Annotated in this window: 2 protein-coding genes; both read right to left on the reverse strand. The window is 31.1% G+C overall.

Annotated features, from left to right (window positions below):
• Positions 1-14 precede the first annotated feature (14 nt).
• Positions 15-1,640: an MBL fold metallo-hydrolase gene (locus LNQ49_RS02630; RefSeq protein ID WP_229987227.1), complete on the reverse strand. Its 1,626-nt coding sequence runs from the start codon at positions 1,638-1,640 to the stop codon at positions 15-17.
• A 72-nt stretch (positions 1,641-1,712) separates the two neighbouring features.
• On the reverse strand, positions 1,713-10,418 hold the full coding sequence (locus LNQ49_RS02635) for a non-ribosomal peptide synthetase (protein WP_229987228.1): 8,706 nt from the start codon (positions 10,416-10,418) through the stop codon (positions 1,713-1,715).
• Between the last annotated feature and the right edge of the window lie 100 nt (positions 10,419-10,518).

Raw genomic sequence — 10,518 nt, forward strand, 5'->3', positions numbered from 1 at the left:
AAGTGTTTACTATTTTAATTAAAATCCACTACTTCTTGATTCACGTAATCATAAAATAGTTCTTTTTCACCAAAAAGTCTTTCGGCTATAATATTTCTTTTCAGACACTCTTCAATAAGACGGTTGGATTGAACAATTGGATTAGATTCGTCAGTATATTTGATACTACTAATAAATTCTAACCAAGGTTCTTGTCCCATTGCATATACATATACTTCTTTTGGGTTGAAAATTTCAACTAGAGGCATTCCTTTTGAAAAATCAGATCCTGAAAGTCTACGTGATTGATCTTTATCTCTTGCTAAATCTTCCGTAAGTAATGGTCCATATAACCATGACAAAGGTGCACCATCACATTCCATTCCTAAAAACACAACATCAACATCACCTACAACTCGCTGAACATGTTTATATAAAAATGGTTCCATTACTCTAGAATCAGCAACAAACAAGAACGAAAACTGCTTAATAGCAACATGAAAACAAGCTTTTGCTCTTACATTTAAATCACTATGTTCTCCTGTAAATGGTATAGCTGTAATAGAGACGTTATCGAATACATTTCTATCCATTTCATCCATTTCGATAACATTTTTGAACCCCATACTTTTAAATGCTAGTTTCAAATTAGGATCTTGCAATGCACCACTTGTGGTTATAGGAACTACAATATTTTTAATTTTATGTCTCAATGGCAATAATGTTTCCAATAAGACATGATCTTGATGGTTATGTGTTATAATTACATAATCAATTTCATCTGGTAAATCATAATCTGAGTAATGAGATACGGTTGATTCATAGCCATAATAACTGATTACTGGATCTAATAAAACACTTACTTCTTTAGTTTCAATCAAAATACAAGCATGTCCAAAATAACGCATACGTGCTTTTTCTCCGTCGTATTTCTTGTATCTAGGGCTTTGTTCTTCTGTGAAAAAAGTATCAAATAGCGCTCTATCATCAGGAGATACCCCTAAAATGGTTGCTATTTCATCGATACATCCCGGATTTCTCTTCATTTTACTTAAAGCATCAATACCTGTATGATTTAAAGGAATATTTAAATGTAAAACATTAGGGCTATCAAGTTTTGGAGTACTCAAACAAAAAGGTCTTGAATCATTATCAGTAATCCACAATGCTATACTTTGAGAAGAAATATCATTGAATTCACTTGTATATAATAGTGATTCGAAAAGACGGAAAGAAGGATTATTATTTAAATCATAAACCAACTCAACATATCCTTTTAGTAAATCTGGAACTTTTTCATATAAAGGTTCTAAAGAAAAACCTTTCGCATTACTCTTTAGCATTTTATCCAATTCGACTATAGCTGCCTGAAGTTCTATAGATTTAGCTCGACGCTCTATTGTATTTTGTTTTAGTTCTTTTACTTCATCAATTCTACCTCCATTATAATCGATAAATGGACCTCCCAACATTTTTGGATTTTTGACTGCAGCAGCATGTATCTGAGGAGCTTGAAGATAAGAATTCATTATTTTTAAATGTCTCCCTACAATATTCATAGCAGCTGTAGCAGGTGATATAAGATGCGACCAAGCATACCAACGGTCAATTAAAGGTTCTATAACGACATTAGGCTTCAGGAAGAACGTTTTTTCTTTCATAGTGTTTGTTTCTAATTATTATTATCTTTTTGTATTTAATCTTTGTATTTATTTTTAAACTTATAAGGGTATTTATATCTTTTCAATATTTTCTAACTCACTTATTTTTATGTCAACTTTGTTTGATAGGGTTAAAATAAAATCGCAAATAATAGTACTACTTGTCTCTAAAATATTATCATGATGACAATCGAGACCAATTAATTGAATTTTTTCCGTTACTAAACAATCATCACTTTCTAATACTTTATCCAAACCATTATACATTGATTCGACATAAAATTTTTGAGAATTGCGAAATATTGTTGGCAAAATCTCGCTGTTATTTTCTTCTTCCGACACATTCATCTTAGAAGCTTTAAACAAAACAATATTCAGATTTTGCGTATTATATTTAGGATTATATCTATAATGAATTATTTTTTTGAACTCTTCAATACAACTTTGTGGCAAACAATTTTCAATACTTCTAAAATCAAAATAGCTATCAAGTAAGATTAGGTCACTTTTTTCTACTCTGTTCACCAATAGTTTATTAAAAATTTCAAATGCCAAAACTCCTCCAAAACTCCAACCAACAAATGTATATTTACCTTTTGTCTGTAATTTTTGAATCCAAATTCTATAAAAATTAGCCAAATCTTCCATTTTCACAGTTGATGCATAATTATCAACCTGCGTCTTCATAAATGCGAAAAAATTATTAAATAAGACTAGTTTTCTATTATTAAGCCTTGGAACTAAACTGTTATAATAGGATTCGGCTCCACTACCTCCTGGAGGAAATATGAATATTGGATCTTCTTCTAAGTGTTCATTAAAAATTTCATAAGGAATAAATTCAGGGAAATCAGTAGGAGTATGAGTTACTCCTTCTTTTTCTAGCTTATCAATGCAATGATTAATAATCTTTGTGAGGTTCGTTTTAAAACTTTCGCTTAAAAGTGCTGTAGTTTCCTCTCCTAATTTTGTGACAACATCAAAATGCATTTTATTATCACTAACTATCCCGTTGATATTTATAAGATTGTGTCCAATGTTATCTGGATGCATGCTATAACCGCTGCTTTCTGAAGCAAATTGCCAATCTTTGTGCTGAGTTTCGAATTGCCCTAAATAATTAAAACTAATAGGAATTAAATCTTTTTGTGAATAATTTGTCTCTTCAGTTACTGCAAAGGCACCAAAACCTATTCCTTTGTTAGGAATGTTTCGCAAGCTCTCTTTAATAAACGGAATACTTTCTTTGTAATTCTTTTGTATTTCTAACTTTACAGGGAACATTGTTGTAAACCAACCTACTGTTCGGCTATGATCAATAGTTGGATCTATATCAACTCTACCATGTCCTTCTAATGTTATTCCTTGAACATTTTGATTGTTAATTTCTTTAAGTGCATAAGCTAAGGCAGTTAATAATAAATCGTTTACTTCTGTATGGTATGCTTTAGAAGCTTCTTGCAAAAATGATTTGGTTAATACTGTATCTAATTCAATCGTTTTTGAACTTATTTCTTTTATTTCAGAATCCAATTGATAGTTTGGCATATCTTTCAATTGCTCTTCCCAATAGGCTTCTTCAGAAGGATGTTGAGTTGAGTAATTTTCTACACTTGTAATCCATTGACGGTAACTGCTGGATTTAGATGGCAATGCTTTTCCTTGAAACAAGTCCTTAACATCTTCAGCCAAAATACGCCAGCTTACTCCATCAACAATCATATGATGCAATGCAAAATAAATTCTGGCACTATTATCAGCATATCCGTGTAAATATCCTATTTGAAATAAAACACCTTGCTCTAGATCAAAACCACTTTGCCAATTGGTTAGAATTTCATGAACTTCAGTTTCTGAATGTTGACTTACATCTAAAATCTTGATTTCCTGTAATGGAATATTGGATTGATAAACCTGTTTCCAGTGCATCTTTCCTGTTTTAGAATCTTGTTCTTTATTATATCGAATACGCAACACGTCATGATAAGAAACTAGTTGCTCAACAATTTCTTCTAATTTCTTAGTTTCTAACTCAGGTACTCTAATTAAAAAACTTTGATTCCAGTGATTTGATTTGGCTAATTCTCCATTTTCAACTTTGTCTATGAACCATTGCTGAACTGGTAGAAAATTCAATTCTCCTGTTAGGAGTCCTTGCTCTGCAATAATATCAATTTCTGATTTTTTTGTACTTAAGTATTCGGCAAGTTTGACAATTGTTTTGTATTCAAAAATATCTTTTACTTGACAACTAAATCCTGCTTGTTTAATACGGTTTGTTATCTGAATACTTAAGATAGAATCTCCTCCTATTCTAAAAAAATCATCTATAATGCTTACTTTTTCTAATCCTAATACTTCTTGCCAAATTTCAGATATTTCTTTTTCAACTTGGGTTTTAGGCGCTATATAATCGTTCACTGATGAAGTGAACTCAGGATTTGGCAAAGCATTCTTATTTATTTTACCACTACTGTTTAATGGAAAAGATTCTATTGCGACTAATGCCGCAGGAATCATATAATCGGGCAATACTAGGGTTAGTTTTTCTAAAATTACCGTTTGATTAATTATCTCTTCACCGCTTTCTACAACATAGTATGCAGCTAAATATTCTGAACCGTCAATTTCTGATTTTCTCTTTTTAGCAAAAACACAAACTTGTTTAATTCCTTCAATTTGAGACATGGCATACTCAATTTCACCTAACTCAATACGATACCCTCGTATCTTGACTTGATCATCATTTCTACCAATGTATTCAATAGTACCGTCTGGTAACCAGCGAACCAAATCACCTGTTTTATACAATCGGGTATAGCCATTCTCTTTATCTGATTCTGTTGCAAAAGGATTAGTAACAAAACGTTCTGCAGTCAGTTCAGGACGATTTAAATATCCTCTTGATACTCCTGCTCCTCCAATATAAAGCTCACCAACAATCCCAATAGGAACTGGCATATTGTTGGAACTTAAAACGTATAATTTTTTATCTGATAACTGTTTACCTATTGGCACTATTTTTTCGGTATTACAGTCATTTAATTCACAATAAGTAGCATAAACTATATTCTCGGTTGGCCCATATACGTGTATTAAAGAGGCCGTTTTATACTGTCTCTTAAATTTGTTTACTATCTCTAAATTGCAACGTTCTCCACCAAATAATACTTGTTGCAAGCTTTCAAAACATTTAGACTTATTCTGTACTAAAGAATTAAACAATGCAGTTGTAATAAAGACAGTATCTATTTTAAATTTAATAAAGTCATCGTCTAATTTAGATAAATCCAATAGGGTGTCCTTATCAATAATGACCAGTTTTTTTCCATTTAGCAATGAGAAAAACAAATCAAAAATACTAGCATCAAAGGAATAATTTGAGACTCCAGCAATAACATTTACTTTTTCATAATTTATAAAATTATTATCAAGCACTAATGATATTATTTGACAATGCTCTACCATTACTCCTTTAGGCTGACCTGTCGTACCTGAAGTATAAATTATATAAGCTAAATCATTTGGATTAACATTTTTCTTAATTGACTGCATTGAAACATCAATAGCATCTAATTGTACGTCTATTGCAAATAGATTTCCTGAATAAAAATCAAGGTCAAAAATATAATCTGTTTGTGTAATTAATATGTTAAGTGAGGTATCTTGTATGATATATTCTTTCCTTGCTATTGGGTATTCTGAATCTATGCATACATAAGCAGCTCCTGCTTTCATTATACCCAAAATAGCTATAATCATCTTTTCTGATCTATCAAGCATGATGCCTATAAAATCGTTTTCCTGTACATTATAGTTTTCAATTAGATAGCCTGCCAATTTACTAGACTCCTCATCGAGTTGCTTGTAGGTTAGTTCTTTGTCTCCAAAAACGATTGCAATAGTATCTGGAGTATTAACAACCTGTTCTTCAAATATATCTATAACAGATTTATTCTTAGAATACACCTTACTTGTAGCATTCCAATCATAAACAACTTGATTGTATTCATCAGAACTAAGCAAACTAATTTCACTGTAAGGTTTACTCGGATTTTCTATTAATTGTTCTAGAAGATGTAAGTAGCGTTGATTAAATTTTGTAATTGTATCTTCATGAAATAAACTAGTAGCATAGTTTATTAATCCGAAAAATTCTTCACCGCTATCATCTATGGTAATGCTTAAATCAAATCTAGCATTTTGGTAAGCATCATTTGTCTGATAAGGTTTGAAATAATTTTTCTGAGGTTCTGAATTTTTTTCATGATCATTAAAACTTCGAACACTAAACATAATTTGAAAGATTGGATGTCTTGACGCATCACGTTCAATACCTAATTCGGCAACTAACTTTTCAAAAGATATATCCTGATGCAATTGAGCCTCAATTTGGTCTTTGTGAGCCGCCAATATTAATTCTTCGAAACTTTGAGTTGAATTCAGTTGTGCTCTACTTACTTGTGTATTTACAAAGAAACCTATTAGTTCTTCTGTTTGCTTATGATGTCGATTTGCTATTGGACTACCTATTGTAATATCCTCTTGTCCAGTATATTTATTTAATAGAATATTGATACCGCTAAGTAGCACACTATTTAGTGTAACACCGCAACGTTGTGTTAATGCGTGTAGTTTTTGACTAATTTCTTTGTCAATTTTAAACCATTGGTCAGCACCGCTATAATCTGTTTTAATTGGTCTAGGATAATCTGTTGGAAATTCTAACGTCTGATAACCTGATAATTTATTCTTCCAATGATTTAATTGTTTTTCTAATACATTTCCAACTAAATAAGATCTTTGCCATTGCGAATAATCTTTATATTGTATCTCTAATGCAGGAATACTGAACGTTAGATCCTTATTGGCATAGGCTTCATAAAAAGCAAGCAATTCTTTTTGAAATATACCTATTGACCAACCATCAGAAGCAATATGATGTCTATTGATAAGTAGTAGTGTTTTACTAGACAAATTATTGGAAGATGATTCAATAGTATAAAATTTTGCTCTTATAGGATATTCAGTAGCAAAATTGAAAGGCTTATTAATGTCTTCTTCTATTAATAAATCATAATCTTCTGTATCCGTTAAATAAACCTCTTCTATTGAAAGTGGGGCATCATGTACCGTTTGAGTACTAAACTCTTGATTATCTTCTTGTTTAATAGTACTTCGCAAAACTTCATGTCTTGATACTATTTCTTGCAAGGCATATTTTAAACCCTCTTTATCCGTATCGGCTTCAAGTTCTAATACGACTGGCATATGATAAGCATTAGTACCTTCTTCATACTGTTCAATAAACCATAAACGCTCTTGTGCAAAAGAAAGCGGAGCTTGCTTAGAATTTATTTTAGGTATGCTTATTTGCATCTGGTCTGCAGTATGAATTAGTATTTGAGCTATAGTTTTATGCTTAAATATATCTGCCACTTTTACACTATATGTCAAAAACTTACTCATACGGTGTGATACTTTTATCGCTAGAATCGAGTTCCCTCCTATTTTAAAAAAATCATCAGTAACTCCAACTCTTTCAATACCAAATGCCAGCTGCCAAATTTCACATAATTGTGCTTCTGTTTCATCTTTAGGAGCAACGTATAAATCTTCGGATGAAGTAAAATCAGGATCAGGTAAAGCTCGTTTGTCTAATTTACCATTGATTGTTAACGGAAATAACTCCATCGCTACCAAAGCACTAGGAATCATATATTCTGGTAGTATATGAGATAGCTTTTCCAAGATAACTGTTTGACTAACTGTAACATTATTATCTTCGAATACGTAGTATCCAACCAGGTATTTAGTTGTACCTGTTTCAGTTTCTCTATTTTTAATTAAAACAGATGATTGTTTAATCCCGTCAATTTGTTTTAGAGCATGTTCTATCTCTCCTAACTCTATTCTATACCCGTTTAACTTAATTTGATCATCGTTTCTTCCGATATATTCCAAATTACCATTCGATAACCATTTGACTAAATCACCTGTTTTGTATAATCTGTTGTATCCATTGTTTTTATCAGATTCTGTTGCAAATGGATTATTAATAAACCGTTCTGCTGTTAACTCAGGACGATTTAAATAGCCTCTTGATAACGCCGCTCCACCAATATACAATTCACCAACTACGCCTACAGGAAGTGGTTTGTTGTTTTTATCTAGTACAAAAATTCTTTTGCCTTTATATGGTTTTCCAATAATTTGCTGCTCTATTTTGTTATCTATTTTATATACCGTAGTCCCAACTGTAGACTCCGTAGGGCCGTATTGATTAAAAAGAGTAATATTTTTGTTTGAGATAACATCATTAACACATTTATAAGAAATCATCTCACCTCCCAATACAATATTCAATTCCTGATTAATATCACTAAGGTTCAGAGATTCAAGCATGGAAGGTGTTAATCTTAGTGTATCGATTTTATTTTCTTGAATATAATGCTCAATACCTTGATTCAAGAAAATGTCTTTAGTTGATATATGTGTTGTTACATCTCCAATTGCTCCAGACAATAAGGTTGGCAAAGCAGCATCAAAACAATAATTCAATACAGAAAACATATTTACATGTTCTTTTTGAATTAGTTTCTTGAAGCAAAGTAAATAACAGATAACTGAATCATGTTCTACCATTACTCCTTTGGGTTTGCCAGTTGTCCCTGAAGTGTATATAACATAAGCAAGGTTCTTACTTTTACTATATAATGGAAGATTACTGTTGTCTTCTATTGTGTAGAGCTCTTCAGTAAGATCAATGCAAATAACCTTATTTTGTGGGAATTGAATAGGGCTATTATCTTTTAACTCTTTTTGAGTAAGGATCAATTCTGCTCCTGTGTCTTCTAATATATAATTTATTCTGTCTTGCGGATAACTTGGATCAATAGGCACATAAGCTCCGCCAGCTTTTAATATAGCGAGTATTCCAACAATCATTTCTAAACTTCTTTCTAAACATATCGCAATTAATGTATCTGCTGGAAGTGGTTGTTTTACTCTATCTTCATATTGTGCTCTGATGTGACTTGCTAGCTGATTGCTCTTTTCGTTTAATTCATTATAGGTAAGTTGCTTTCCTTCATATACTAACGCAATATTATTTGGTATTTTTATTGCTTGCTCTTGGAACAATTCATGAATTGTACTCTCAAATGAATATTCTTTGTCGTCGGCATTCAACTTGTAAACGATTTGCTCATATTCTTCAGAATTGAGCAAGTTTATTTGACTATATGCTTCTGTTGGAGCTTGAGCTAATTGCTCTAAAAGATGCATATAATGATTTGCTAATCTAGCAATCGTATCTTTATGGAATAAACTTGTAGCATAACTAATTTCTCCTATTAGTTCCTCTTGATTATCACTTATTGTGACTAATAAATCAAATTTTGCTACTTCGTAAACTTCTTCTTCCTGATAAGGTTTAAAGTAATCTTTTTGGAGTTTTGAATTTTCATTTTGACTACCAAAACTCTCCATGATGAACTTTATCTGGTAAACAGGATGTCTTGAAGAATCACGTTCAATACCTAATTCATCCACTAACTTATCGAAAGGCAAATCCTGATGCAATTGAGCATCAATTTGGTCTTGATGAACCAGTTGAATCAGTTGTTCAAAAGTTTGAGAGTCGTTTAATATTGTTCTATTTACCTGCGCATTTACAAAAAAACCAATCAGTTCCTCTGTTTGTTTATGATGGCGATTTGCTATTGCAGTACCAATAATAATATCGTCTTGTCCTGTATATTTACTTAACAGAATATTCATACTGCTTAGCATAACACTATTTAGCGATACACCATGTTGTTGTCCTAATAGGCGTAGTTTTTTGCCAACTTCACTATTTATTTTAAACTTTTGGCTAGCTCCTTTATAATTGATTTCAGAAGGTCTTGCATAATCAATTGGAAATTCTAAAAGCTGAAATCCGGATAACTTATTCTTCCAATAATTTAATTGGTTTTCCAAAATTTCTCCCACTAAATAAGATTTTTGCCATAAAGCATAATCTTTATATTGAATTTCTAATTCTGGTAAACTAAAGTTCTCATCATTATTACTATATCCTTCGTAAAATTGATATAATTCTCTTTGAAATAATCCCATCGACCAGCCATCACTAGCAATGTGGTGCATATTAATTAATAATAGCGTTTTATTTAATGAAGCTGCAGATGATGATTCAATGGTATAAAACTTAATACGAATGGGATATTCTGTATTTAAATTAAAAGGACGATTAATATCCTCTTTTATCAATGCTTTATAATCTACTGTATCAACTAATGTTATTTCTTCTATAAAAAGAGGCTCTTCATGTACTTTTTGAGTACCATTTTCTTGATTTTCTTTTTGTTCAATAGTACTTCTTAAGATTTCATGTCTTGAAACAATCTGTTGCAGGGCATATTTTATCCCATCTTTGTTAGTGTCAACATCAAGTTCCAGAACATTTGGCAAATGATACGCATTACTACCTTCTTCATATTGCTCAACAAACCACAAGCGCTCTTGAGCTGGGCTTAATGGATAATTTATTGTTTCTTTATTTCTGAATATAAATACGTTTGAAAAATCTTCTTTTGAAAAAATTTTATTTTCTTTCAGAACCGATATCAGTTGATTTTTATTATTTAAAATAAAATCTTTTGTTTCTTGGTTTTTTAATTTTTCGGTGACAAAAATCTTTATGGTGTCATTCTCTAGCCAAATAGCTCCAGAATTAAGTTTTAGTTTGTTAAAGAATAAATTAATATTATACATTATTATTTTTAAATTAAATTAAATTGTGTTAATTACTAATAATTAAAAAACTTATGAAAAATGAGACTAACCTAATCATTTATTAAGAGTTTTTCTGACT

The sequence above is a fragment of the Flavobacterium pisciphilum genome (assembly GCF_020905345.1).
In the GTDB taxonomy this organism is placed as follows: domain Bacteria; phylum Bacteroidota; class Bacteroidia; order Flavobacteriales; family Flavobacteriaceae; genus Flavobacterium; species Flavobacterium pisciphilum.